This is a genomic window from Myceligenerans crystallogenes, from assembly GCF_039529775.1.
Classification (GTDB): Bacteria; Actinomycetota; Actinomycetes; order Actinomycetales; family Cellulomonadaceae; genus Myceligenerans; species Myceligenerans crystallogenes.
This window is the reverse complement of sequence record NZ_BAAANL010000001.1, coordinates 458,490-482,137: the sequence shown is the minus strand read 5'-3', so window position 1 is coordinate 482,137 and position 23,648 is coordinate 458,490. Positions and strand designations below refer to the sequence as shown.

Annotated in this window: 32 protein-coding genes; 4 read left to right on the top strand and 28 right to left on the bottom strand. The window is 70.5% G+C overall.

Going from position 1 to position 23,648, the window contains the following annotated elements:
- Positions 1-102: 102 nt before the first annotated feature.
- Entirely contained in the window at positions 103-417 is a 315-nt protein-coding gene (locus ABD208_RS02000; protein WP_344098985.1) for a hypothetical protein, read from the bottom strand.
- An 87-nt stretch (positions 418-504) separates the two neighbouring features.
- Entirely contained in the window at positions 505-2,169 is a 1,665-nt protein-coding gene (locus ABD208_RS01995; protein ID WP_344098984.1) for a bifunctional ADP-dependent NAD(P)H-hydrate dehydratase/NAD(P)H-hydrate epimerase, read from the bottom strand.
- Positions 2,170-2,242: 73 nt separating this feature from the next.
- On the opposite strand from ABD208_RS01995, the gene ABD208_RS01990 reads away from it, so the two are divergent.
- Positions 2,243-3,292: a TIGR03560 family F420-dependent LLM class oxidoreductase gene (locus ABD208_RS01990; protein ID WP_344098983.1), complete on the top strand. Its 1,050-nt coding sequence runs from the start codon at positions 2,243-2,245 to the stop codon at positions 3,290-3,292.
- A complete protein-coding gene (locus ABD208_RS01985; protein ID WP_344098982.1) occupies positions 3,289-3,639 on the top strand; it encodes a holo-ACP synthase in 351 nt (116 codons plus the stop codon). Before ABD208_RS01990 ends, ABD208_RS01985 begins: the two co-directional genes overlap by 4 nt.
- Positions 3,640-3,982: 343 nt before the next feature.
- On the opposite strand, the gene glmS is transcribed toward ABD208_RS01985, so the two are convergent.
- A complete protein-coding gene (glmS, locus tag ABD208_RS01980; RefSeq protein ID WP_344098981.1) occupies positions 3,983-5,884 on the bottom strand; it encodes a glutamine--fructose-6-phosphate transaminase (isomerizing) in 1,902 nt (633 codons plus the stop codon).
- Positions 5,885-6,060: 176 nt separating this feature from the next.
- Here glmS and coaA point away from each other — a divergent pair, with 176 nt between their 5' ends.
- On the top strand, positions 6,061-7,041 hold the full coding sequence (coaA, locus tag ABD208_RS01975) for a type I pantothenate kinase (protein WP_344098980.1): 981 nt from the start codon (positions 6,061-6,063) through the stop codon (positions 7,039-7,041).
- Between the two features lie 82 nt (positions 7,042-7,123).
- Here coaA and ABD208_RS01970 read toward each other — a convergent pair whose 3' ends face one another.
- The 4 genes from ABD208_RS01970 to rplM all read right to left on the bottom strand — a co-directional run bounded on the left by ABD208_RS01970 (position 7,124) and on the right by rplM (position 10,579).
- Entirely contained in the window at positions 7,124-7,876 is a 753-nt protein-coding gene (locus tag ABD208_RS01970) for a DedA family protein (RefSeq protein ID WP_344098979.1), read from the bottom strand.
- Between the two features lie 147 nt (positions 7,877-8,023).
- The gene (gene glmM / locus ABD208_RS01965) at positions 8,024-9,388 is read right to left on the bottom strand and encodes a phosphoglucosamine mutase (RefSeq protein WP_344098978.1); all 1,365 of its coding nucleotides are present in this window, start codon (positions 9,386-9,388) and stop codon (positions 8,024-8,026) included.
- Positions 9,389-9,600: 212 nt separating this feature from the next.
- Positions 9,601-10,086, bottom strand: a complete 486-nt coding sequence (gene rpsI, locus ABD208_RS01960; protein ID WP_344098977.1) for a 30S ribosomal protein S9 — start codon at positions 10,084-10,086, stop codon at positions 9,601-9,603.
- A gap of 43 nt (positions 10,087-10,129) precedes the next feature.
- Positions 10,130-10,579: a 50S ribosomal protein L13 gene (gene rplM / locus ABD208_RS01955; RefSeq protein ID WP_344098976.1), complete on the bottom strand. Its 450-nt coding sequence runs from the start codon at positions 10,577-10,579 to the stop codon at positions 10,130-10,132.
- 276 nt (positions 10,580-10,855) lie between these two features.
- On the opposite strand from rplM, the gene ABD208_RS01950 reads away from it, so the two are divergent.
- Positions 10,856-11,269 (top strand): DUF5709 domain-containing protein, encoded by a 414-nt coding sequence (locus tag ABD208_RS01950; RefSeq protein WP_344098975.1) that lies wholly within the window; start codon positions 10,856-10,858, stop codon positions 11,267-11,269.
- Positions 11,270-11,362: 93 nt separating this feature from the next.
- Here the strand turns inward: ABD208_RS01950 and ABD208_RS01945 are convergent, their stop codons facing one another.
- The 21 genes from ABD208_RS01945 to rpsQ form a co-directional block, all read right to left on the bottom strand.
- On the bottom strand, positions 11,363-12,196 hold the full coding sequence (locus tag ABD208_RS01945; protein WP_344100003.1) for a tRNA pseudouridine synthase A: 834 nt from the start codon (positions 12,194-12,196) through the stop codon (positions 11,363-11,365).
- A 190-nt stretch (positions 12,197-12,386) separates the two neighbouring features.
- Entirely contained in the window at positions 12,387-12,926 is a 540-nt protein-coding gene (rplQ, locus tag ABD208_RS01940; protein WP_344098974.1) for a 50S ribosomal protein L17, read from the bottom strand.
- 75 nt (positions 12,927-13,001) lie between these two features.
- A complete protein-coding gene (locus ABD208_RS01935; RefSeq protein ID WP_344098973.1) occupies positions 13,002-14,024 on the bottom strand; it encodes a DNA-directed RNA polymerase subunit alpha in 1,023 nt (340 codons plus the stop codon).
- Positions 14,025-14,206: 182 nt separating this feature from the next.
- Entirely contained in the window at positions 14,207-14,596 is a 390-nt protein-coding gene (rpsK, locus tag ABD208_RS01930) for a 30S ribosomal protein S11 (RefSeq protein WP_123815716.1), read from the bottom strand.
- A gap of 88 nt (positions 14,597-14,684) precedes the next feature.
- Entirely contained in the window at positions 14,685-15,059 is a 375-nt protein-coding gene (rpsM, locus tag ABD208_RS01925) for a 30S ribosomal protein S13 (RefSeq protein WP_344098972.1), read from the bottom strand.
- A 175-nt stretch (positions 15,060-15,234) separates the two neighbouring features.
- Complete coding sequence (rpmJ, locus tag ABD208_RS01920; RefSeq protein ID WP_003956441.1) at positions 15,235-15,348, bottom strand: 50S ribosomal protein L36; 114 nt, start codon at positions 15,346-15,348, stop codon at positions 15,235-15,237.
- A gap of 11 nt (positions 15,349-15,359) precedes the next feature.
- Positions 15,360-15,581 carry a translation initiation factor IF-1 gene (gene infA, locus ABD208_RS01915; RefSeq protein WP_201845193.1) on the bottom strand — a complete coding sequence of 74 codons (222 nt, stop codon included), beginning with the start codon at positions 15,579-15,581 and terminating at the stop codon, positions 15,360-15,362.
- A 297-nt stretch (positions 15,582-15,878) separates the two neighbouring features.
- On the bottom strand, positions 15,879-16,784 hold the full coding sequence (gene map / locus ABD208_RS01910; protein WP_344098971.1) for a type I methionyl aminopeptidase: 906 nt from the start codon (positions 16,782-16,784) through the stop codon (positions 15,879-15,881).
- A 14-nt stretch (positions 16,785-16,798) separates the two neighbouring features.
- The gene (locus ABD208_RS01905; protein WP_344100001.1) at positions 16,799-17,356 is read right to left on the bottom strand and encodes an adenylate kinase; all 558 of its coding nucleotides are present in this window, start codon (positions 17,354-17,356) and stop codon (positions 16,799-16,801) included.
- A gap of 77 nt (positions 17,357-17,433) precedes the next feature.
- Positions 17,434-18,726, bottom strand: coding sequence for a preprotein translocase subunit SecY (gene secY / locus ABD208_RS01900; protein ID WP_344098970.1), 1,293 nt, complete (start codon positions 18,724-18,726; stop codon positions 17,434-17,436).
- Between the two features lie 252 nt (positions 18,727-18,978).
- On the bottom strand, positions 18,979-19,440 hold the full coding sequence (gene rplO / locus ABD208_RS01895; protein ID WP_344098969.1) for a 50S ribosomal protein L15: 462 nt from the start codon (positions 19,438-19,440) through the stop codon (positions 18,979-18,981).
- Between the two features lie 2 nt (positions 19,441-19,442).
- On the bottom strand, positions 19,443-19,625 hold the full coding sequence (rpmD, locus tag ABD208_RS01890; RefSeq protein ID WP_344098968.1) for a 50S ribosomal protein L30: 183 nt from the start codon (positions 19,623-19,625) through the stop codon (positions 19,443-19,445).
- Positions 19,625-20,302: a 30S ribosomal protein S5 gene (gene rpsE, locus ABD208_RS01885; RefSeq protein WP_344098967.1), complete on the bottom strand. Its 678-nt coding sequence runs from the start codon at positions 20,300-20,302 to the stop codon at positions 19,625-19,627. The genes rpmD and rpsE overlap by 1 nt, the downstream gene beginning before the upstream one ends.
- A gap of 31 nt (positions 20,303-20,333) precedes the next feature.
- Entirely contained in the window at positions 20,334-20,705 is a 372-nt protein-coding gene (rplR, locus tag ABD208_RS01880; protein WP_344098966.1) for a 50S ribosomal protein L18, read from the bottom strand.
- 2 nt (positions 20,706-20,707) lie between these two features.
- A complete protein-coding gene (gene rplF / locus ABD208_RS01875; RefSeq protein WP_344098965.1) occupies positions 20,708-21,244 on the bottom strand; it encodes a 50S ribosomal protein L6 in 537 nt (178 codons plus the stop codon).
- Positions 21,245-21,264: 20 nt separating this feature from the next.
- Entirely contained in the window at positions 21,265-21,663 is a 399-nt protein-coding gene (gene rpsH / locus ABD208_RS01870) for a 30S ribosomal protein S8 (protein ID WP_344098964.1), read from the bottom strand.
- An 88-nt stretch (positions 21,664-21,751) separates the two neighbouring features.
- The gene (locus ABD208_RS01865; RefSeq protein WP_013837851.1) at positions 21,752-21,937 is read right to left on the bottom strand and encodes a type Z 30S ribosomal protein S14; all 186 of its coding nucleotides are present in this window, start codon (positions 21,935-21,937) and stop codon (positions 21,752-21,754) included.
- 1 nt (position 21,938) lies between these two features.
- Complete coding sequence (gene rplE / locus ABD208_RS01860) at positions 21,939-22,511, bottom strand: 50S ribosomal protein L5 (protein ID WP_344098963.1); 573 nt, start codon at positions 22,509-22,511, stop codon at positions 21,939-21,941.
- Positions 22,511-22,855, bottom strand: coding sequence for a 50S ribosomal protein L24 (gene rplX / locus ABD208_RS01855; protein ID WP_344098962.1), 345 nt, complete (start codon positions 22,853-22,855; stop codon positions 22,511-22,513). The genes rplE and rplX overlap by 1 nt, the downstream gene beginning before the upstream one ends.
- Before the next feature lies 1 nt (position 22,856).
- Positions 22,857-23,225, bottom strand: coding sequence for a 50S ribosomal protein L14 (gene rplN / locus ABD208_RS01850; RefSeq protein WP_344098961.1), 369 nt, complete (start codon positions 23,223-23,225; stop codon positions 22,857-22,859).
- A 130-nt stretch (positions 23,226-23,355) separates the two neighbouring features.
- Complete coding sequence (gene rpsQ / locus ABD208_RS01845; RefSeq protein ID WP_344098959.1) at positions 23,356-23,643, bottom strand: 30S ribosomal protein S17; 288 nt, start codon at positions 23,641-23,643, stop codon at positions 23,356-23,358.
- Positions 23,644-23,648: the final 5 nt, after the last annotated feature.

Genomic DNA, 23,648 nt, shown 5'->3' with positions numbered 1-23,648 from the left:
ACAGGGTGCACTGCAAGTGTATGACGAAATCATCATCTTGCTTGGTTCACACAAGTGTGGTGAGGGACATTAATGTTACCTTGCCGGAATAGTCCTCCGCATTCACCCGCCGGTGACAAGGGTGAGTCTGACGGATACCGGCAGCAGGTGCGACGCGTCGGGCAGCCAGGCGCACCACGTCCTGCTCAGTGCCAGCGCCGACTGCTGCCCCGGCACCATCCGGTGCCGCGTGACCAGCCGCTGCGCCGCCCGCGCGTCGCTCATCGTCACGTAGACCGTCAACCCGTCGATCCGCGTCGGGTCGCCCTGGCCGGTGCGGATCTCGAGCACGTCCTGCTCCACCCGCAGGGCGATGCTGTCCAGGCGGGCGAAACTGTCGATGACCTCGTGGAACTCGAATCCCGTCTCTGTGTTCATGCCCCCCAGACGCGCCACCGGAGAACATGTCACACGGAATCGGCGACCAATTTCAGACGAGTTCAGCGCGCCGTCGGCGCGGCGGCCTCACGCGTGGTCGCCGCCCAGGATCCGGGCGATCACGCGCGGCACCGCATCGGCGACGTCGGACGCCGTCACCGGCCCCCCGCCGCTCGCGAGCGCCGCGGCCCGGCCGTGCACGACGACGGCCGCCGCCGCGACCCGGCTCGTCAGCGCGTGGTCCGCGAGCACGTCGGCGGCCCGGGACGCCAGCAGCGTCCCGAGGATCCCGGCCAGCACGTCCCCGGCGCCGGCCGTGGCGAGCCAGGCGGGCGCGTCGGCCTGGGCATAGGTGGCACCGGAGCCGACGACGACGGTCACCGCCCCCTTGAGCAGCACGGTCGCCCCGGTCGCCCGGTGCGCCGCGCGCGCCCACCGCACCGGCTCGGCCTCGACGTCGGCCCGCGTGACCTCGTGCCCGAGCCCGCTCATCAGGGTCGCCAGCTCGCCCGCGTGCGGCGTGAGCACGGCGATCTCCGGGAGCCGGTGCTCCAGCATCGCCATGGCCCCGGCGTCGATCACCGCGGGGACGACGCCTCCGGTCACCTCCGCGTCCAGCACCCCGGTGACCGCGGCGAGCGCCCCGTAGACGCGGCGGTCCTGACCGGCGTCGGACCCGTCGGACGGGATGCCCGGCCCGAGCACCCAGGACTGCACGCGCCCGCCGACGGTCACGGCCTCGGGGTGCCGCGACAGGATCTGGCTCGTGACGGGCACCGGGCCGAGCGCGCGGACCAGGCCCGCGCCCGCGCGGACGGCCCCGGCGGCCGCGAGGACGCCCGCGCCGGGGAACTTCTCCGTCCCGGCGACGACGCCGACCACGCCACGCGTGTACTTGTGGTCCCGCGGGCCGGGTGCCCGCAGCACCGCGGCGACGTCGTCGTCCTCCAGGCGCAGGGTGCCGGCGAACTGCGGGCCCTGGAGGCTGCCGAGGCCGACGTCGGTCACCGTCACGCTGCCGGCGAGCGGCGCGGCGGGCGGGAGCAGGAGCCCGGGCTTGTACGCGCCGAACGCCACGGTGCGGTCGGCGGGCAGGACTGGGCCGGGCACGGCGCCGTCGTCGACGCCGATGCCGCTGGGCACGTCGACGGCGACCACCCACGGCCACGGTGTCCCGGCGGCCTCCGCGGCGGCCCGCACGTCGGCGAGCGCGCGCACGATGCCGCCCGCGGGCGGCCGCAGCGCGCCGCGCGACCCGGCGCCGGTCAGCCCGTCGACGACGGCGTCGGCCGCCTCGGCGCGCGCGACGACGGCGGGCACCCGCAGCTCGGAACGCTCGATGACCTCGGCGCGGGCGGCGCGCAGCGCGGCCAGGCCCGCGGCGTGCACCTCGGAGGCGACGAGGACCGCCGTGACGCGCACCCCCTCGCGTGCCAGGTGAGCACCGGCGAAGAGCGCGTCGCCGCCGTTGTTGCCCGCCCCGACGAGCAGCAGCGCCGCCGCGCCCCGCGCCGGGGCCCGCGTGCCGGCGCGCCGCGCCGGCCGGACCCGGCCCTCACCGGGAAGCCCGTCCGAACCCAGCGACCCCGCGACGCGGCGCCGTGGCATGCCGGCCGCCGGCCGTCGCCGGGCGATGTCGCCGAGCACCGTCCGGGCCAGCGCCCGTGCCGCCCGGTCCATCAGCGGTACTCCCGCGTCGAGCAGCGGTTTCTCCGCCGCCCGCATCTCGTCTGCCGTCCACGCCTCGATCACGAGCCCAATAATGCCCGTTCTTTGTCACAAGCGGGTAAGGCACCGCACTTGGGTCCCCATTAGGCTCGGGGACATGCGATTCGGACTCTTCATTCCGCAAGGCTGGCGACTCGATCTGGTGGGCATCGCCCCGGAGAAGCACTGGGAGACGATGCTCTCCCTGCTGCACCGCGCGGACAACCAGGCCGCCGGCGAGGCGATCCCCGGCGGCGACTTCGCGTGGACGTCGGCCTGGGTGTTCGATCACTTCCACACGGTGCCGGAGCCGACGGTCGAGGCGACGCACGAGGCGTGGACGCTGATGGCGGCGTTCGCGGCGGCGTCGCAGCGCGTGCGGCTGGGCCAGATGTGCACGTGCATGGCCTACCGCAACCCGGCCTACCTGGCGAAGGTCGCGTCCACGGCCGACATCGTCTCGGGCGGGCGCATCGAGATGGGCATCGGCGCGGGCTGGTACGAACACGAGTGGCGCGCGTACGGCTACGGCTTCCCGACCGCGGGCGAGCGGCTGCGCGCGCTCGACGAGGGCGTGCAGATCATGAGCAGCATGTGGCGCACCGGCAGCTCCGGGAAGTTCGAGGGGAAGAAGTTCCAGGTCGACGGCGCGCTCTGCTACCCGCAGCCGCTGCAGCAGCTGCCGGTGGGGGACGACGGCGCCGAGGTGCCGAGCATCCCCCTGTGGATCGCCGGCGGCGGCGAGAAGAAGACGCTGCGCATCGCGGCGCGGTCGGCGCAGTACACGAACTTCTCGGCCGACCCGGAGGGCTTCGCGCACAAGTCGTCGGTGCTGGAGGCCCACTGCAAGGACCTGGGCCGGGACTTCGGCGAGATCACCCGCTCGGCCGACTACAACGTGGTGATCGGCGAGACCGAGAAGGACGTCGCGGACCGCCTCGCCTGGATCGAGGACCACCTGCGCCGCTGGGCGCCCGAGCGCGCCGACCACGAGATCGGCGTCTGGCGCGACGCCTACCTGACCGGCACGCCCGAGCAGATCGTGGAGAAGCTCCGCGGCCTGGAGAAGCTGGGGATGACGTACGCCATCACGTACTTCCAGGAGGCGGCCTACGACCAGTCCGGGATCGAGCTGTTCGAGAAGCAGGTCATCCCGGAGCTGCAGTGATCATCGGGGTCGGGATCGACGTCGTCGACGTCGAGCGGTTCATGGCCACCCTCTCCCGGACGCCCCGGCTCCGGGAGAAGCTGTTCACGCCGCCCGAGCGGGACCTCCCGCCGTCGTCCCTGGCGGCGCGGTTCGCCGCGAAGGAGGCGATCGCCAAGGCGCTCGGGGCTCCCGGAGACCTGCGCTGGCACGACGCGACGGTGCACCGGGTGCCCGGCGGGCCGCCGCAGGTGGAGCTCACGGGCACGGTCGCGGCGCGGGCCGCCGAACTCGGCGTGCGGCAGTGGCACCTGAGCATCTCGCACGACGCGGGGATCTCCTCGGCGATGGTGGTCGCCGAGGGTTGATCGGGCTGGTCACGGGAGCCGGCCGGGGGGATGGATCGCCTCCGCCCCTTGCGCGAGATGTCCGACGTGTTGCATCCTGTCCCAACGTAATGCGGTGGTAAAGACGGCGCCAGCGTGGCGTCGTCTTTGCTGTACAGGCGTAGGAGGAGACCATGAGCGACGACGAACCCACGCTTCCCATCGGCCTGATCGCCCTGTTCGGCGTCGCCCTCGCGGGGATCCTGGCGGCGATCGTCTGGGGCCTGTTCCGCTGACGGCCCGCCCGGCCCGTGGCCGCCGTCGTCCGCTCCGCGAGGCACGACGACGGCTGGTCCCGCCCGGGCGGGACCAGCCGTCGTCGTGCCTACTCCACCGTGACGGACTTCGCGAGGTTCCGCGGCTGGTCGACGTCGAGGCCCTTGGCCGTCGCGAGCGCCATCGCGAAGATCTGCAGCGGCACGACCGCGAGCAGCGGCTGCAGCAGCGTGGGCGCCTTCGGGATCCAGAAGATCTCGTCGGCGTACCCGCGCACCGCGTCGTCGCCGTCCTCCGCGATGACCAGGGTGCGCGCACCGCGCGCCCGGATCTCCTGGATGTTGGAGATGATCTTCGAGTGCAGGGAGTCCCGCCCGCGCGGTGACGGCACGACGACGAACACCGGCTGGCCCTCGTCGATCAGCGCGATCGGCCCGTGCTTGAGCTCGCCGGCCGCGAACCCCTCGGCGTGGATGTAGGCGAGCTCCTTGAGCTTGAGCGCGCCCTCGAGGGCGACGGGGAACCCGACGTGCCGCCCGAGGAACAGCACCTTGTCGCTGTCCTCCATCGAGCGGGCCGTGGCGCGCACGTACTCGCCGCGCTCGATGACCGTCTGGATCTTGCGCGGCATGTCGCGCAGGTCGTCCAGCAGGGTGCTGATCTCGTCCGGGAACTTGTTCCCGCGCAGCTGCGCGAGGTACAGCCCCAGCAGGTACGCGGCGGTGATCTGGGCGAGGAAGGCCTTCGTCGAGGCGACGGCGATCTCCGGGCCCGCGTGGGTGTACAGCACCGCGTCGGACTCGCGCGGGATCGTCGAGCCGTGGGTGTTCACGATCGAGATCACCTTGGCGCCCTGCTCGCGCGCGTGCCGCACGGCCATCAGCGTGTCCATCGTCTCGCCGGACTGCGTCACGGCCACGACGAGCGTCTTCTCGTCCACGATCGGGTCGCGGTAGCGGAACTCGTGCGCCAGCTCGACCTCGACCGGGATGCGGCACCAGTGCTCGATGGCGTACTTCGCCACGTGGCCGGAGTACGCGGCGGTACCGCACGCGACGACGATGATCTTGTTCACGGCGCGCAGCACCGACTCGTCGATCCGCAGGTCGTCGAGGACCAGGGCGCCCGAGGCGTCCGTGCGCCCGCGCAGCGTGTCCGCGACCGCCTGCGGCTGGTCGTGGATCTCCTTGTCCATGAACGAGTCGAAGCCGCCCTTCTCGGCGGCGGCCGCGTCCCAGTCCACCGTGTAGCGCTTGGCGTCGGCGGGGTTCCCGTCGAAGTCCGTCACCTCGACCGACGTCGGCGTGATCGTCACGACCTGGTCCTGGCCGAGCTCCATGGCCTCCTTGGTGTGCGCGATGAACGCCGCCACGTCGGAACCCAGGAAGTTCTCGCCCTCGCCCAGCCCGACCACCAGCGGCGAGTCGTGCCGCGCGCCCACGACCTTCTCCGGGTCGTCCGCATGCACCGCGAGCAGCGTGAAGGTGCCCTCCAGGCGGCGCGCCGCGCGCGTCATCGCACCGGTGAGGTCCTTGGTGGCCCGGTATTCCCTCGCGATGAGCTGCGCCGCGACCTCGGTGTCCGTCTCGGACAGGTACTCCACGCCCTCGGCCGCGAGCTCGGCCCGCAGCTCGGCGAAGTTCTCGATGATGCCGTTGTGGATGACGGCGAGGCGGCCGCCGTCGGCAAGATGCGGGTGCGCGTTCTGGTCCGTCGGCCCGCCGTGCGTCGCCCAGCGGGTGTGCCCGATGGCCGACGACGCCGCGGGGAGCGGACGCAGGTCCAGCTCCTCCACGAGATTGGCGAGCTTGCCGGCCTTCTTCGCGTGGGCGACGCCGTCGATCCCGGGGCCGACGAGCGCCACGCCCGCCGAGTCGTACCCCCGGTACTCCAGCCGCCGCAGGCCCTCCAGCGCCACGGCCAGCGGCGTCGTCCCGGGAGCCCCTTCCGCGCCGCTGTGCTCACCCGCGCCTGCGGCGCTCAGGCCTGTGTATCCCACGATTCCGCACATGGCCGCGAGTCTAACTCTGTTCTCCCGAGCCGCCGGGCTCCGTCGTCCTCGGCTCGTACCTCGCCTGCGGGCGCGGTCGCGAGGCTTCGCATCCGGCGGCCGGGGAGTGGTTGCGTTTGAGCGGGTGCGTTGCCTGTCGGGGCGGAGCATGCGGTGAAGTGGTGCAGAATCGTGCGGTGGCAGATATCCCGGCCTCGGTCCACGAGCACCTGAAGTCCCTCGCACCGGCGTCGCCCTACGTCGACCTCGACCGCGCGGCCTGGAGCCGCCTCTCGGCGTCGACCCCCCTCCCGCTGACCGACGACGACGTGGAGCGCCTGGCCGGGCTCGGCGACCCGATCGACCTCGACGAGGTCGACGCGGTCTACCGCCCCCTGTCCCGCCTGCTGAACCTCTACGTGAACGCGGTGACCGGGCTGCACGGCGCGACCGCGGCGTTCCTCCAGGAGAAGCCCCCGCGCACCCCGTACGTGATCGGCGTGGCGGGCTCGGTCGCCGTCGGGAAATCCACCACCGCCCGCATCCTGCGCGAGATGCTGGCCCGCTGGCCGTCCACGCCGCGCGTGGAACTGATCACCACCGACGGCTTCCTCTACCCCAACGCCGAGCTCGGGCGGCGGGGGCTGATGGACCGCAAGGGCTTCCCCGAGTCGTACGACCGGCGCGCGCTGATCCGCTTCCTGTCCCGTATCAAGGGCGGCCAGGAGGAGGTCCGCGCGCCCGTCTACTCGCACACGATCTACGACATCGTGCCCGGGCAGGAGGTCGTGATCCGCAAGCCCGACGTGCTGATCGTGGAGGGCCTGAACGTGCTCCAGCCGGCCCGGCCGTCCTCGGCCGACGAGACGACCGTCGCCGTGAGCGACTTCTTCGACTTCTCGATCTACGTCGACGCCCGCACCCGGAACATCCGCCAGTGGTACGTGGACCGCTTCCTGCAGCTGCGCCGCACCGCCTTCCAGCGCCCGGAGTCGTACTTCCGCAAGTACGCGGACCTGTCCGACGACGACGCCGTCCGCCGCGCGCTGGAGATCTGGGAGGCGATCAACGCCCCCAACCTGGAGCACAACATCCTGCCCACCCGCGGCCGGGCCACGCTGGTCCTGACCAAGGGCGCCGATCACAAGGTGCAGCGGGTGCGGCTCCGGAAGCTCTGACCGCGGGCGGGAGCGTGGCGGCCGGAGCCGCCGCGGGCCGGGACGGCGGGACGGACCCCCGGCACCGGCGCCCGCCGGACGGCTACGACCCGACGACGCTGCGCGGCGAGGCGCCGTTGTGCTCGCCGCCGTCGCCGGCGTCCTCGTCGTCGTCCTCGCCGTCGTCCTCGCCGCCGGCGTCCTGGTCGTCCTCCCGCGCGGCGTCGTGCTCGGCCTCGTGCCGCCCGTGGAACCACTGCACCACCTTGTCGACCACGAACCCGGCCGCGACGCCGAGGACCAGGCCCACCCCGATCGCCAGCAGGGGCTCGTGCCCCAGCCACGCCGCCGCGAGGATCCCGATCCCCGCCGAGTAGAGCGCCCACAGCACCCCGGCCACCCCCGCGATGGCCATGAACCGCTTGCGCGGGTAGCCCACGGCTCCGGCGGTCATGTTCACGGCGATCCGCCCGATCGGCACGTACCGCGCCGCCAGGATCAGCGACGCCCCGCGCTTCTCCAGCAGCTTCTCGGCGCGGTCGACCATCCGGCGCCCCCGCTCGGACCGCAGGAAGGGGATCCGCCGCACACCGATGGCCCGGCCGATCTGGTACGCGATCTGGTCCCCGGTCCACGCCCCGACCGCGCCCGCCACGAGCACCAGGGGCAGCAGCGGCACGCCGGAGCTGTGCGCGGAGACCGCCAGCGTGATGAGCACCGACTCGCTCGGCAGCGGCGGGAAGAAGCCGTCCAGGGTGGCGAACCCGAACATGGCGAGGTAGACCCAGGGAGAAGAGGCCAGGTCAAGCACCCAGATCTCGAGGGCGTCGAGGATTGCGAGGAGTGGTTCGAGCACGGCCCAAGAGTAAGCAGCCGGGGACCCTGACTGTCATCAGTCCTCCCCCTGATTCATCCCCAGGTGTTCACCCTGGATACGCCGCCTGCACACTTCCTGCCGGATGCCGTCACAGGGCCGGTCCGAGGGGTCGGCCACAGGGGTCGGTCAGAGAGCCAGGCGCTCCCGCACCACCGACGCGAGGAGGCCCGCCTCCGTCTCCGCCTGCTCCTGGCTGGCGGCCTCGACCATGACCCGGACCACCGGCTCCGTGCCGCTCGGGCGCAGCAGGACGCGGCCCGTGTCGCCCAGGCGCTCCTCCGCGGCGACGACCGCGGCCTTGACGTCGTCGTCCGTCGCGGCGCGCGCCTTGTCCACGCCGCGCACGTTCACGAGCGTCTGCGGGAGCCGCTGGATCCCGGCCGCCAGATCGGCCAGCCGCTGCCCGGCCGCCTTGACCCGCGCCGCGAGGTGCAGCGCGGCCAGCACGCCGTCGCCGGTCGTGGCGTGGTCGGCGAGAATAATGTGGCCGGACTGCTCGCCGCCCAGGCCGTAGCCCCTGGCGCGCATCTCCTCCAGGACGTAGCGGTCGCCCACGGCGGTCTGCACCGTGCTGATCCCGGCCTCGCGCATCGCGAGGAGGAGCCCGAGGTTCGACATCACCGTGACGACCAGGGTGTCGCTCGGCAGCCGCCCCTCCGCCTTGAGCGCGCCGGCCAGGATGCCGAGGATCTGGTCGCCGTCGACGATCCGGCCGTCGTGGTCGACGGCGATGCAGCGGTCGGCGTCGCCGTCGAACGCGACGCCGAAGTCCGCCTCGGACGCCACGACGACGGCCTGCAGCTGCTCCGGGTGCGTGGACCCGCACTTCTCGTTGATGTTCCGCCCGTCGGGGCTGGCGTTCATGACGACGACGTCGGCGCCGGCCTCCCGCAGCGCCTGCGGGCCCACCTCGCTGGCCGCGCCGTTCGCGCAGTCCAGCGCGATCCGCAGGCCCTCCAGCGGGCGGTGGTCCAGCGTGGTCCCGATCGACTCGGTGAGGTGCTTGACGTACTGCGCGGCCGCGAGGCCGGGGTCGAGCCGGACGCGGCCGACGGCGGCGCCGACCGGGCGCTCCCAGTCCTCGTGGAGCACGGCGGCGACGGCGTCCTCGACGGCGTCGTCCAGCTTGAGGCCGCCCCGCTGGAAGAACTTGATGCCGTTGTCCGGCATGGCGTTGTGCGACGCGGAGATCATCACGCCGAGGTCCGCGCCCATCTCGCTGACCAGGTAGGCCAGCGCGGGCGTGGGCAGCACGCCGAGGTCGACGACGTCGACGCCCGCCGAGGCCAGCCCCGCGGCGACCGCGCCCGTGAGCAGCTCGCCGGAGGCCCGCGGGTCCCGCCCGACGACGGCGCGCGGGCGCGGCCCGAGAACCTCCCCCTGGGCCGTCAGCACGCGTGCGGCGGCGCTTCCCAGCGAGAGCGCGAGCTCCGCCGTGATGTCGCGGTTGGCGAGCCCGCGAACGCCGTCGGTGCCGAACAACCTGCCCATGTGTCGTGTCCTCTCAGGGGGCTTGGGGGTGTGCCGCCCAGGTTAATGGGCGCGCGCGGAAGGGGGAAACGCTGGCGCCGCCGGGACCAAGTGCAGGCCGTCCGTATACCCGGACAACGCGGTGGCCCCGCTCCGCGACGCGGAACGGGGCCACCATCGGCAACGACGCCGGACGGCGTCGGCCGGGCCAGCGTTGTGCTGCAGAAAGCGCGTCAGCGCTTCGAGTACTGCGGCGCCTTGCGGGCCTTCTTCAGACCGGCCTTCTTGCGCTCGACCGCACGGTCGTCGCGGCGCAGGAAGCCGGCCTTCTTCAGGGCCGGGCGGTTCGACTCGGTGTCGATCGCGTTCAGCGCACGGGCGATGCCCAGGCGCAGCGCGCCGGCCTGGCCGGAGCTGCCGCCGCCGTTGATGCGGGCGATCACGTCGAAGCGGCCCTCGACCTCGACCAGCTTCAGCGGGTCGTTGACCAGCTGCTGGTGCACCTTGTTCGGGAAGTACTCCTCGAGGGTGCGCCCGTTGATCTTCCACAGGCCGGTGCCGGGGACGAGGCGAACTCGCGCCACGGCCTCCTTACGGCGTCCGACGGCCTGGCCGGGAGCGGTGAGAGACGATCCGCCCGTCGCGGGTGCGACCGTCTCGGTGGTGTAAGTGCTGGGCGTCGTCTCGTCCAGCTCGGTGTCGACGGTGGTCTCGGCCACTGTGTAGTCCTCGCGTCCTTCGCGTTGCGATCCGGCAGCGGCCTCAGGCCTGCTGCGAAACCTGGTTGATCTCGAACGGCTTCGGCTGCTGCGCCGCGTGCGGGTGCTCGGCACCTGCGTAGACCTTGAGCTTCTTGAGCTGCTCACGGCCGAGCGTCGTCTTGGGGAGCATGCCGCGGACGGCCTTCTCGACGGCCTTACGGGGGCTCTTCTCGATCAGCTCGCCGAAGGGCGTGGCGGTCAGACCACCCGGGTAACCCGAGTGGCGGTACGCCATCTTGTCCGCCCGCTTGTTACCGCTGAGAGCGACCTTCTCCGCGTTGATGATGATGACGAAGTCACCACCGTCGACGTTCGGCGCGAAGGTGGGCTTGTGCTTCCCGCGCAGCAGCGTGGCGACCTGGGACGCCAGGCGGCCCAGGACGACGTCGGTCGCGTCGACGACGAGCCAGTCCCGCTGGACGTCGCCGGGCTTGGGGGTGTACGTACGCACGGTTCGTAACCTTCTGTTCGGTGTCGTCGGGCGAGAAGCGGCGCCCGATGAGTTCAGGGGTTGTTGTGCGCGGGAGGTCACGGTGACATCCGGGCCAGACATCGGCATGTGAGTGGGTCACTACCGGTGCAGGACGTCGATGACATAGCACAACGACGACCCAGGATACCTGTGCGCACGGAGCACGGTCAAAGTGAACGCCAGACGGCGGGCGTGGTGTCCGCCACCCTCCCGCAACCCCTCGCCAGGCCGCCGCGATTGTGGCACCGTGGAGGCATGAGTGGCGACACCAGCGCCACGTCGCCGGATCCAGAACTCGGCGCCGAGGGCGACACGGATCAGTTGCAGCAGGCCGACACCCTGGTCGACCGGGGAACCTCGGACGTGCTCGACGAGGGATACTCCCCGCCCGATTTCCCGCGCAAGAACCACTGGGGCGAGACGCCGTGGGAGGAGTCCCACGGCGAGTCCCTCGACCAGCGCCTCGCGGAGGAGGAGCCGGAGAGCTGGGACGGCGAGGCCCGGCCCGCCCCCGACGTCCACCGCGCCGGCCGGCTCGTCGAGGACGACGACGCCGACCCGGGCGAGGACGGCAGCCGCCAGAACGACCTCTACGGCAACGACGCGGGCATCGACGGAGCCGGGGCCAGCGCTGAGGAGGCCGCGATCCACTGGGTGACGGAGCCGTGAGCGGTGCTCCGCGGAGGGTAGGGGCCGAGGAACGAGGCACCTGCCCGCAGCGGAGCACCGCTCACGGCGACCAGAAGAAATCGCGCCGATTCCTCAGCCCAGCACCTCTTCGTCCATCCGCTTCGCGCGGATGCGCTCCGCACGGGCCGCGAGCTCGCCGTCCGGCGGGTAGGTGATCTCCTCCAGGGTCAGGCCCTGCGGCGGGACGACGGCGGCGCCGGCCTCGCGCGTGCGGCTCGCGAGCAGGGCCGCCGGCCACCCGGCCGGGCGCCGGTGCTCGCCGACGGCGATCGACGCGCCGACGATCGCGCGCACCATGTTGTGGCAGAAGGCGTCCGCGACGACGCGCGCCACCACGAGCCCCGCGTCCGCCCCCGAGCCGGGCCGTTCCCAGCCCACGTCGAGGAGCTCGCGGATCGTCGTCGCCCCGGGGCGCGGCTTGCAGTAGGCGGCGAAGTCGTGCAGGCCCGTCAGGGGGCGGACGGCGTCGTCCATCGCGGCGACGTCGAGCGGCTTGCGGCCGAACAGCACGTGCGCGCGGCGCAGGGGGTCGCGGAACGCGACGTCGTCGGCGATGCGGTACGCGTACCGCCGGTGCAGCGCGGAGAACCGCGCGTCGAAGCCGTCCGGCGCGACCGCGGCACGCCGGACGACGACGTCGCCGGGCAGCACTCCCCCGAGGCGCGCCACCATGGCGTCGCCGGGGTCGCGGTCCGAGCGGCCCGGCATCTCGTCCCAGCGGCTGACCGGGACGTCGACGTGGGCGACCTGGCCCCGCGCGTGGACGCCGGCGTCGGTCCGCCCGGCGACGGTCAGGCGGGGCGCGGGCAGGCCGAGCGGACCGGTGCGCAGGATCGTCGCGAGGCCGTCCTCCAGCACGCCCTGGACGGTGCGCAGGGCCGGCTGCCGCGCCCAGCCGGCGAACATCGTGCCGTCGTAGGAGAGGTCCAGCCGGATCCGGATCAGGTCGGTCACTCGGTCATTCTCCCTGGGGACGGGCGGGGGCGCCGGGACGGGGTGGCCGGCGGGCGGCGGGACCGGCGCGGGAGGCACCGGCGACGACGGAGCCCCGTCGCATCCAGGATGCGGCGGGGCTCCGTACGGCGGGAGACGGGACTCAGGCGTCCTTCTTCTCCGTGTCCGCGGCGGGGGTCTCCACCGCGTCCGCGGTGGTCTCCTCGGCCGGGGCCGTCGTGTCGGCCGGGGTCTCCTCGACGGTCTCGGCGGCGGCCGGTGCGGCCTTCGCCGAGTTCTCGGCGGCCTTCTCCGCTTCCTTCACCACGGCCTGCTTCGGGCTCACGGGCTCGGTCACGAGCTCGATGACGGCCATCGGCGCGTTGTCACCCTTGCGGGGACCGACCTTCGTGATGCGCGTGTAGCCACCGTTGCGCTCGGCCATGGTCGGCGCGATCTCGGTGAAGAGCGTGTGCACCACACCCTTGTCGCGCACGACGCGGAGGACCCGGCGGCGAGCGTGCAGATCACCCTTCTTCGCGAAGGTGATCAGCTTCTCCGCCAGCGGGCGCAGGCGCCGCGCCTTGGTCTCGGTGGTCGTGATGCGGCCGTGCTCGAAGAGCGCGGTGGACAGGTTCGCGAGGATCAGGCGCTCGTGAGCCGGGCTTCCGCCGAGGCGCGCACCCTTGGTGGGGGTAGGCATTGCATGTGCTCCTTAGGGATGTACCGCGCCCGCGGCGCGTTCCGGAAGGGCCGGGACGCGCCTGCGGTGCGGGTGTCAGTACGACTGCTCGTCGCTGCCGCTGTAGCTCGGCGCCGCGTCGTCGTCACCGCTGAAGTAGTTCGCCCCGGAGTCGAAGTCCAGCGGCGAGTCCTTCAGGCTCAGGTTCAGCTCCTGGAGCTTCTCCTTGACCTCGTTGATCGACTTGGCACCGAAGTTGCGGATGTCGAGCAGATCCGCCTCGCTGCGCGCGACGAGCTCACCGACCTGGTGGATCCCCTCGCGCTTGAGGCAGTTGTACGACCGGATGGTGAGGTTGAGCTCCTCGATCGGCAGCGCCAGGTCCGCGGCCAGCGCGGTGTCCGTCGGCGACGGGCCGATCTCGATGCCCTCGGCCTCGACGTTCAGCTCACGGGCAAGGCCGAACAGCTCGACGAGCGTCTTGCCGGCCGAGGCGAGCGCGTCACGCGGCGCGATGGCCTGCTTGGTCTCGACGTCGACGATGAGCTTGTCGAAGTCGGTGCGCTGCTCGACTCGGGTGGCCTCGACCTTGTACGTGACCTTGAGAACGGGCGAGTAGATCGAGTCGACCGGGATGCGGCCGATCTCCGTGTCGAAGGACTTGTTCTGCGCGGCGGACACGTACCCGCGGCCACGCTCGACGGTCAGCTCGATCTCGAGCTTCCCCTTGTCGTTGAGCGTGGCGATGTGCAGGTCGGAGTTGTGCACCTCGACACCCGCCGGCGGAACGATGTCCGCGGCGGTGACCACACCGGCGCCCTGCTTGCGCAGGTACATCACGACGGGCTCGTCGTTCTCCGAGGAGACGACGAGGTTCTTGATGTTGAGGATGATCTCGGTGACGTCCTCCTTCACACCGGTCACGGTGCTGAACTCGTGCAGCACGTTGTCGATGCGGATGGAGGTCACGGCCGCGCCCGGGATGGACGACAGCAGCGTGCGGCGCAACGAGTTGCCGAGCGTGTAGCCGAAGCCGGGCTCGAGCGGCTCGATGGAGAACCGGGAACGGTACTCGGAGATGACCTCTTCGGTCAGCGTGGGTCGCTGTGCGATGAGCACTTCAGGTGTCCTTTCAGCGTGCGTCCGCTATATGACGCATCACGGAATCGCGATCTCTCGCGGCCCGGCGAGACTCTGTCCGCTCGCCGGGGCAATAACTCGGCCCGCGAGGGCCGAGCCGGTCGTCGCGCCGCGGTGCGCCCCGGCCGGAGGGCGGAGGCGCACCGCGCGCGACGAGAACATCAGACGCGGCGACGCTTCGGGGGGCGGCAGCCGTTGTGGGCCTGGGGCGTCACGTCCTGGATCGAGCCGACCTCGAGGCCGGTCGCCTGCAGCGAGCGGATCGCGGTCTCACGGCCGGAACCCGGGCCCTTGACGAAGACGTCGACCTTCTTGACGCCGTGCTCCTGGGCGCGACGCGCGGCCGACTCGGCGGCGAGCTGCGCGGCGTACGGCGTCGACTTGCGGGAGCCCTTGAAACCGACGTGGCCGGCGGAAGCCCACGAGACGACGGCACCCGAGGGGTCCGTGATCGAGATGATCGTGTTGTTGAACGTGCTCTTGATGTGCGCCTGGCCGAGCGGGACGTTCTTCTTGTCCTTGCGGCGCGGCTTGCGGGTCTTGGGAGGCATAGGTGCTCTGAATCTCCTGGTCTGGTCGGACCGAGGCGGGCGCTGCCGGTGTCACCGGCGCGGCCCGCTCATCGGACTGCTGATGGCGTCAGCGGGCCTTCTTCTTGCCGGCGACGGTGCGCTTCGGACCCTTGCGGGTACGCGCGTTGGTCTTGGTGCGCTGACCACGCACCGGCAGGCCGCGACGGTGACGCAGACCCTGGTAGGTGCCGATCTCGACCTTGCGGCGGATGTCGGCGGCGACCTCACGGCGGAGGTCACCCTCGAGCTGGTAGTTGCCCTCGAGGTGGTCACGGAGCGCGACGAGCTGCGTGTCGTCGAGGTCCTTGACGCGGGTGTCGGGGTTGATCCCGGTCGCGGCAAGGGTCTCCTTGGCGCGGGTCCGGCCGACCCCGAAGATGTAGGTGAGCGCGATCTCGGCCCGCTTCTCGCGAGGGAGGTCGACGCCGATAAGACGTGCCATGTGCCTGACGGCTCCTGTACTTCTCGTCCGGAGGTCTCCCGCACCGCCATCCCGCGTGTCCCGCGGGCCCCGGCCTCCGGGCCGAGGGTTCCCCCGCCACGACGGGCGGGTTCGAGGTGGTGCGCTGGTGGTGACCCGGGGGTCACCGGCCCGGGACGTCAGTCCCCGGGGGTGATCAGCCCTGGCGCTGCTTGTGGCGCAGGTTGTCGCAGATCACCATGACGCGACCGTGCCGGCGAATCACCTTGCACTTGTCGCAGATCTTCTTGACGCTCGGCTTGACCTTCATGGTTTCCTTGCCTACTTGTAGCGGTAGACGATCCGGCCGCGGGACAGGTCGTACGGGCTGAGCTCGACCACGACCCGGTCCTCGGGGAGGATTCGGATGTAGTTCTGGCGCATCTTCCCCGAGATGTGGGCCAGCACCCTGTGACCGTTCTCCAGCTCCACGCGGAACGTCGCGTTCGGCAGAGCCTCGACCACGCTGCCCTCGATCTCGATGACACCGTCCTTCTTTGCCATATCCTCCGCTAACTCTCGTCGGACTTGTACCTTCGCCTGACCGCCAGCCTTGTACCATCGCCTGACCGTCAGCCTGTACCTTCGCCGGGCGAGGGCGCACGTGGAGGCGCACCGCCGTCAGGACGAAGATGTTGGTGTGCAGCCGCAGACGCCGGACCGATGTCGGAACGGTGCCCGGCCAGGACAGGGCCGCCGGTGGACGGCCTGCCGAACACACCAGGCGGCCGTACCAGTGCGGACCGAGTCCAGGAGCGCGGGAAGCGCGGACTACACCCAACGGCCTATCTTATCAGAGGTTCACAGACCCGGGGCTGACCCGAGATCAACGACGTCGACGCCGAGCTCTCCCAGCCGCGCCGCCCCGCCGTCGTGCGCGGTCAGGACGCTGATCCCGCCGTCCACGACGGCGACGCTGTGCTCCCAGTGCGCGGCCCGCGAGCCGTCGGTCGTCACGACCGTCCACTCGTCGCCGAGCACGTGCGTCTCCGAGGTACCGAGCGTCACCATCGGCTCGATCGCCAGGCACATCCCGGCGCGCAGCCGGGGCCCGCTCTCCCGCACGCGGAAGTTGTGCACGTCCGGCGGCTGGTGCATCGCCGTCCCGATGCCGTGGCCGACGTACTCCTCGACGATGCCGTACTCGGCCCCGACCAGCTCGCCCGCGAGCTCCACGCTCGCCTCGACGGCCCGGCCGACGTCGTTCAGCCGCCGCCCGGACGCCAGCGTGGCGATCCCGGCCCACATCGCCGCCTCGGTGGCCCGCACCAGCCGTGCGTCGGCCACGGACGCGCCCGCCGCGGCGACGTCGTCGTCGGACAGGGTGAGCGGGAGGGCGCCGTCGGCGCCGAGCAGGAACGTCACGGCGGAATCGCCGTGCCAGCCGTCCACGATCGCGCCGCAGTCGACGGAGACGACGTCGCCGGCGGCGAGCACGCGCTCACCCGGGATGCCGTGGATGACCTCGTCGTTCACGGACACGCAGATCGTGGCCGGGAAGCCCTGGTACCCCAGGAAAGACGGCGTCGCGCCGGCGCCACGGATGGCGTCCGACGCGACGTCGTCGAGACCGGCGGTGGTCAGGCCCGGGCGGGCCGCCGCGCGGACGCCCGCGAGGGCGTCGGCGACGACGACGCCGGCCCGGCGCATGACCTTCACCTGATCGAGCGTCTTGTACTCGATGCGGGGCCTGCCGAGACCGAACATGCTGCTGTTCGGCCTCAGCCGAGCTGGGCGCCGAGCGAGCTGACGATGCGGTCCGTGACCTCGGAGATCTCCCCGACGCCGTCGACCTTCACCAGCAGCCCGCGCTCCGCGTACGCCGCCGTCAGCGGCGCCGTCTCGGTGTCGTAGATGTCGAGGCGCTTCTTGATCGCCTCGGGGGTGTCGTCGGTGCGCCCCTCCTCCTGCGCGCGCTTCTCGAGGCGCGTCAGGAGCTCCTCGCGCTGCGCCGTCAGCTCGATGACACCGTCCAGCTCCCAGCCGAGATCGGTCAGGATCCCGTCCAGCTCGGCCACCTGGGCCGCGTTGCGGGGGTAGCCGTCGAGCAGGAAGCCGTCGGTGACGTCCGGCTGGGCCAGACGATCCCGCACCATGGCGTTCGTGACCTCGTCGGGGACGAGCTCACCGTTGTCGATGAAGCTCTTCGCCGTCCGGCCGAGCTCGGTGTCACCCGAGATGTTGGCGCGGAAGATGTCGCCGGTGGAGATCGCCACGATGCCGAAGGTCTCGGCGAGCCGGGCGGCCTGAGTTCCCTTTCCGACGCCCTGCGGGCCCATGATGACGAGGCGCGTGATGCGCCCCTCGGGACCCGGCCGGACGTGCAGGTCGCTGCGAGAGGTGGTGGGAGTCTGACTCAACGGAGAAATCCTTCGTAGTGACGCTGCTGGAGCTGGGAGTCGATCTGCTTGACCGTCTCGAGCCCGACGCCGACCACGATGAGGATCGAGCTGCCGCCGAACGGCAGGCTGGTGGTCACACCCAGCCAGACGAGCACCAGGGTCGGGATCAGCGCGACCAGCGCGAGGTACAGGGAACCGGCGGAGGTGATCCGGGTGATCACGAAGTCGAGGTACTCCGCGGTGGGACGGCCGGCCCGGATGCCCGGGATGAAGCCGCCGTACTTCTTCATGTTGTCCGCGACCTCGTCCGGGTTGAACGTGATCGACGTGTAGAAGAAGCAGAAGAAGATGATCATGACCGTGTAGAGCGCGATGTACAGCGGCTCCGACGGCTGGACCAGGTTGTTCGAGATCCAGGCGACCCAGTCGGAGTCCTGGTCGCCGAACTGGGCGATGAGGCCCGGCAGGGCGAGGATCGACGCCGCGAAGATCACCGGGATGACACCCGACATGTTGATCTTGATCGGGATGTACGTGCTCGTGCCGCCGTACATGCGGCGTCCGACCATCCGCTTGGCGTACTGCACCGGGATCCGGCGCTGCGACTGCTCGACGAACACGACCAGCCCGACCACCAGCACGATCACGATGATCATGATGATGAAGTTCAGGACGCCGTTGGCGCCGCCCGCGATCGACCAGAGCGACGTCGGGAAGCTCGCCGCGATGGACGTGAAGATCAGCAGCGACATGCCGTTGCCGACGCCGCGCTCGGTGATGAGCTCGCCGAGCCACATGACCAGGCCCGTACCGGCGGTCATGGTGATGACCATGAGGATCGCGGTCATCACGGTGTCGTCCGCGATGATCGGCAGGTCGCACTGGAGCAGCAGGCCCTGACGCGCCGTCGTGATGACGGTGGTGGACTGCAGGATCGCCAGCGCGATGGTCAGGTAGCGCGTGTACTGGGTCAGCTTGGCCTGGCCGGACTGACCCTCCTTCTGCAGGGCCTCGAACCGCGGGATGACCACCCGCAGCAGCTGCACGATGATGCTCGCCGTGATGTACGGCATGATCCCGAGCGCGAACACCGACAGCTGCAGGAGCGCGCCGCCGCTGAACACGTTGATCAGGCCGAGCAGCGAGTTGTCCTCGTTCTGGGCGATGCACTCACGTACGTTCGTGTAGTCCACGCCCGGCGTCGGGATGAACGACCCGACACGGAAGAGCGCCATGATGGCGATCGTGAACAGCAGCTTGCGCCGCAGGTCTGGCGTCCGGAAAGCCCGGCCGAATGCGCTGAGCACCCTGTCCTCCTGGCCCGCGTGCGCGGGGTCTCGTGTCGCCGGAGATCTCCCCGGCGAGATGTGGTCGTCACCCGCAACCGCTGCACAGCGACGCGCGGGACGTGTCGGATTCTACGTTGCCTGCGCAGTCATCCCGACCACGCATCGCCCAGTCTGCCCGACAACTGCGCTCGGACGGGCATCCCACGCGCCTGAAACGGTACGGGACCGGCCACGCGTGCGCGCGACCGGTCCCGTGGACGAACCCTGTTCTCAGTCCTCGGCAGGCTCGGCCACCGAGCCGCCGGCCGCGAGGATCTTCTCGCGGGCCGACGCCGAGACGCGGTCGACCGCGATCTCGAGCTTCACGGTGACATCGCCGTTCCCGAGCACCTTGACGGGCTGGTTCTTGCGAACCGCGCCCTTGGCGACGAGATCCTCGACGGTGACGGAGCCACCGGCGGGGTACAGCTCGGAGAGCTTGTCCAGGTTCACGACCTGGTACTCGACCCGGAACGGGTTCTTGAAGCCACGCAGCTTCGGGAGGCGCATCTGCAGGGGAACCTGCCCGCCCTCGAAGCCCGCGGGGACCTGGTAACGGGCCTTCGTGCCCTTGGTGCCACGACCAGCCGTCTTACCCTTGGAACCCTCACCGCGACCGACACGGGTCTTCGCGGTCTTGGCGCCGGGGGCCGGACGGAGGTGGTGGAGCTTCAGCGGCTTGCTGTCCGCCATGATCACTCGACCTCCTCGACGGTGACGAGGTGCGCCACCGTCTTGACCATGCCGCGAACCTCGGGACGGTCCTCACGCACGACGGTGTCGCCGATCTTCCGGAGGCCGAGGGTCCGCAGCGTCTCACGCTGCTTGAACCGTCCACCGATGGTGGACCTCACCTGGGTGACCTTGAGCTGGGCCATCACGCACCCACCTTCTCTTCGGCCTTCTTGGCGAGGCCGGCGGCCTGCGCGCGCAGGAGCGCGGCCGGGGCCACGTCCTCCAGCGGCAGACCACGACGCGCGGCGACGGCAGCCGGCTCCTCGAGGCCCTTGAGGGCCGCGACGGTCGCGTGCACGATGTTGATCGCGTTCGACGACCCGAGCGACTTGGTCAGCACGTCGTGGATACCGGCGCACTCCAGCACGGCGCGCACCGGACCACCGGCGATCACACCGGTACCCGGCGAGGCCGGACGGAGGAACACGACGCCCGCGGCCCGCTCGCCCTGGATCGGGTGCGGGATGGTGCCCTGGATGCGCGGGACGCGGAAGAAGTTCTTCTTCGCCTCCTCGACACCCTTGGCGATCGCCGCGGGCACCTCCTTGGCCTTGCCGTAGCCGACGCCGACGGTACCATCGCCGTCACCCACGACGACGAGCGCGGTGAAGCTGAAGCGACGACCGCCCTTGACGACCTTGGCGACACGGTTGATCGTCACCACGCGCTCCAAGAACGCGCTCTTCTCCTCGGCCCCGCGGCCACCGCCGCGGCGGTCGTCGCGCTTGCCGGAGCGACGGCCGTCGTTGCGGCCCTCGCCCTTCTTGTCGTTCCCGTTGGCGGCACCCTGGGGGGCGCCGCTGCGCTGCCCTGCAGCCATCAGAGAGTCCTTTTCTTCCGTGCGTCGGTCGTCACAGGCTCAGACCGCCCTCGCGAGCACCGTCGGCGACCGCAGCCACCCGACCGTGGTACTTGTTGCCGCCGCGGTCGAACACCACGGTGTCGATGCCGGCGGCCTTGGCGCGCTCGGCGACCAGCTCACCGACCTTCTTGGCCTTGGCGGACTTGTCGCCGTCGAACGCGCGCAGGTCCGCCTCCAGCGTGGAGGCCGACGCGACGGTCCGGCCGACGGTGTCGTCCACGATCTGGGCGACCATGTGCCGCGACGAGCGGGTGACGACCAGGCGAGGCCGGACGGCGGTGCCGGCGACCTTCTTGCGGCCACGCGCCTGGCGGCGCTTGCGGGCGACGATCTTGCCCTTGCCGAAAATCTTGATGGCCATCGTCACTTACCAGCCTTTCCGACCTTGCGGCGGACGTTCTCGCCGGCGTAACGCACGCCCTTGCCCTTGTACGGCTCGGGCTTGCGGATCTTGCGGATGTTGGCCGCGACCTCACCGACCTGCTGCTTGTCGATGCCGGAGACCGTAAACTTGTTCGGGGTCTCCACCTGGAACGTGATCCCCTGCGCGGGTTCGACGACCACGGGGTGCGAGAAGCCGAGGGCGAACTCCAGGTTGGAGCCCTTCGCGACGACACGGTAACCCGTGCCCACGATCTCCATCTTCTTCTCGTAGCCCTGCGTGACGCCGACGATCATGTTCGACAGCAGCGTGCGGGTAAGGCCGTGCAGCGACTTGGACAGCCGCTCGTCGTTCGGGCGGTTCACCTTGACGGTGCCGTCCTCGAGCACGACCGTGATGGGTGCGGCGACCGTGTGCTCAAGAGTCCCCTTGGGGCCCTTGACGGTCACGAGCGCACCGCTGATGGTGACGTCCACGCCGGCCGGGACCGGAACGGGGATCTTGCCGATTCGAGACATGGCGTTATCTCCTTTCCGGACTACCAGACGTAGGCGAGGACTTCCCCGCCCACACCCTTGGACTCGGCCTGCTTGTCGGTCAGGAGGCCGGAGGACGTGGACAGGATCGCCACGCCGAGGCCGCCGAGAACCTTGGGCAGGTTGGTGGACTTTGCGTACACACGCAGGCCGGGCTTCGACACGCGGCGCACGCCCGCCAGGGCACGCTCGCGGTTCTGGCCGTACTTCAGCGTGAGGGTGAGGGCCTTGCCCACCTGGGCGTCCTCCACCTTCCACTCGCTGATGTACCCCTCGGCCTGCAGGATCTTCGCGATGTTCGACTTCAGCTTCGACGACGGCATGGTGACCGTGTCGTGGTGAGCCGAGTTCGCGTTACGCAGACGGGTCAGCATGTCTGCGATCGGGTCGGTCATAGTCATATCGGGCTCTTGCCCTTCCTCGCCGGGGTATCCGCCGTGTTTTTCCGAACCGGTGGACGGAACGCCTTGCGGACCTTCGGCGTAGTCGTTACCAGCTGCTCTTGGTGACGCCGGGGAGCTCGCCGCGGTGGGCCATCTCCCGCAAGCAGATCCGGCACAAGCCGAACTTGCGGTACACGGAGTGCGGGCGACCGCACCGCTGGCACCGGGTGTAGGCGCGCACGGCGAACTTGGGCTTGGCGTTCGCCTTGTTGATCAGGGCCTTCTTCGCCATGTCAGTTCTCCTTGAAGGGGAAGCCGAGACGGCGGAGCAGGGAGCGGCCCTCGTCGTCGGTCGTCGCCGTGGTCACGATCGTGATGTCCATACCGCGGACACGGTCGATCTTGTCCTGGTCGATCTCGTGGAACATCGACTGCTCCGTGAGACCGAACGTGTAGTTCCCGTTGCCGTCGAACTGCTTCGGCGACAGACCGCGGAAGTCGCGGATGCGCGGCAGCGCGATCGCCAGCAGGCGGTCGAGGAACTCCCACATGCGGTCGCCGCGGAGCGTGGTGTGCGCCCCGATCGGCATGCCCTCGCGCAGCTTGAACTGGGCGATCGACTTCCGGGCCCGGGACACCTGCGGCTTCTGACCGGTGATCGCGGTCAGGTCGCGGATGGCGCCCTCGATGAGCTTGGAGTCCTTCGCGGCGTCGCCGACACCCATGTTGACGACGATCTTGGTGAGACCGCCGGCCTGGTGGATGTTCCCGTGGCCGAACTCCTCGACCAGCGCCGGGAGGATCTCCTCGCGGTACTTCTGCTTGAGGCGCGGCTGGGCCGGGGCCTCGATCATGGTCTCGCTCATCAGTCGATGTCCTTCCCGGAGCGCTTCGCGTAGCGGACGCGCACGGTCTTGGTACGACCGTCACGCTCCACGGTCTCCTCGCGGAAACCGACGCGGGTGCCCTTCTTGGTCTCCGGGTCGACGATCATCACGTTGCTCACGTGGATCGGCGCCTCGACCGTCTCGATGCCACCGGTGCGAGTGCCACGCGGCGACTGGCTCGCCTTCGTGTGCTTGGTGACGCGCTGGACACCCTCGACGACGATGCGGTCGCGCTCCTTGAGCACCTCGAGCACGCGACCGGTCTTGCCCTTGTCCTTGCCCGAGATGACGACGACCTGGTCGCCCTTCTTGATCTTCGCCATGTCAGAGCACCTCCGGGGCCAGCGAGATGATCTTCATGAACTTCTTGTCACGCAGCTCGCGGCCCACGGGGCCGAAGATGCGGGTGCCGCGAGGCTCGCCGTCGTTCTTGAGGATGACGGCGGCGTTCTCGTCGAACTTGATGTAGGAACCGTCCGGACGACGGCGCTCCTTGGCGGTGCGGACGACGACGGCCTTGACCACCTCGCCCTTCTTGACGTTACCGCCCGGGATGGCGTCCTTGACGGTGGCGACGAACGTGTCGCCGATACCGGCGTAGCGACGGCCGGAGCCACCGAGAACGCGGATGCACAGGATTTCCTTGGCACCCGTGTTGTCGGCGACGCGGAGTCGCGACTCCTGCTGGATCATTCGAGTGATCTCCTTGCGTCGTGCTGGTTCTCACCCGGAGGGGCGAGCCTTGCCGAACGGATAAGTACTGTGTGTCTCTTCCGGGCCGGCGGCGGGGTTCAGCACCCCGCCGCGCGGCCGCGAGAAGGTCTTACTTGGCCTTCTCCAGGACGGACACCAGACGCCACCGCTTGGTGGCGGACAGGGGCCGCGTCTCCATGATCTCGACCAGGTCGCCGATGCCGGCGGTGTTCTCCTCGTCGTGCGCCTTCACCTTGCTGGTGGTGCGCATGACCTTGCCGTACAGCGGGTGCTTCTTGCGGTCCTCGACCTCGACGACGATGGTCTTGGCCATCTTGTCGCTGACGACGTACCCGCGGCGCACCTTGCGCGTGTTACGCACTTCGGCCGTCGTGGCCGTTCCGGTGTTCTCGCTCATCCTTG